This is a genomic window from Mesorhizobium sp. M7A.F.Ca.US.006.04.2.1 (assembly GCF_004022915.1).
Lineage (GTDB): Bacteria > Pseudomonadota > Alphaproteobacteria > Rhizobiales > Rhizobiaceae > Mesorhizobium > Mesorhizobium ciceri.
Map to the genome: position 1 here is coordinate 1 of NZ_RZQA01001393.1, position 938 is coordinate 938.

2 protein-coding genes are annotated in these 938 nt (G+C 67.7%); one reads left to right on the top strand and one right to left on the bottom strand.

Annotation, left to right across the window (positions count from 1 at the left end; translation table 11 throughout):
* A partial coding sequence (locus EN925_RS37560) for an FAD-dependent oxidoreductase (RefSeq protein WP_164894746.1) occupies positions 1 to 383 on the top strand: 383 nt, incomplete at its 5' end.
* Here the strand turns inward: EN925_RS37560 and EN925_RS37565 are convergent.
* Positions 380 to 938: GntR family transcriptional regulator (locus EN925_RS37565; RefSeq protein ID WP_164894747.1), on the bottom strand; the 559-nt coding region annotated here is incomplete at its 5' end. The genes EN925_RS37560 and EN925_RS37565 overlap by 4 nt on opposite strands.

Here is a 938-nt window from a genome sequence, read left to right on the forward strand (position 1 = left end):
TGCATATCCTTGGCGCCGGTGCGGATACGCGCGTACCGCAGACGATCTGGCGAAGGCTCGGCCGGCATCTCGGTCTGCCCGACCTGCCGCCGCTTGCCTACAGCTGGTCGGGAATGGCAGCGGTCGAACCGGATTTCCTGCCGCACCTGATCGACCTCGGTCCGGGACTGATCGCCGGTCGCGCCTGCAACGGGCGCGGCATCGCCATGACGACGGCGATGGGCAAGGTTCTGGCCGACTGGGCCGCCGGCACCGACGCCCGCGACCTGCCGCTGCCCTTCGCGCCGCCGGCGCCAATACCGTTCCACGCCGTGCTGCGGCACGCGCCCAACATGCTGCTCGGCTGGAGCATGCTGCGCGACCGGCTGGACGGGACGAGCTAGGCCGACGGCTCCCTGGCAGCGTCAAGGTTTGCAGACAGCACAGCGGCCGCCACGGCGATGTCCTCTTCTATGAAAATCCGCACAGTGGGACCGCTGCGCTGCTCCAGTGCGGCGACGATCTTGCGATGCGCGTCGTTGGACTGCGGGATGTAGCGATCGGCCTGCATCAGCAGCTTGAGATAAGGCCCGACCCGCCCCCAGAGGTCGCGGATCATGTTCAAAAGGATCGGCGCGCCGGCATGCTGGTAGATGGCGAAGTGGAACGCCTCGTTCAATGAGAGATAGGCCCTGGCGTCGCCGGCCTCAATGGCACGCTGCATGCCGGCGAGCGTCGCCTGGATGTCAGCCAGCCCGCTTTCGCTCATCCTGGTCGCCGCCATCTCGCCCGCCAGTCCCTCGACGGCGATGCGGATGCGCGTCAGCTCCTCGAAGGCAGGCGCGGACAGCAACGGCACGATGACCGAGCGGTTGTTCTGCATCTCGAGCAGCCGCTCGGCGACAAGCCTCTGCAGCGCCTCGCGGATCGGTGTCGTCGAGATGCCGAACGTCTCGGCG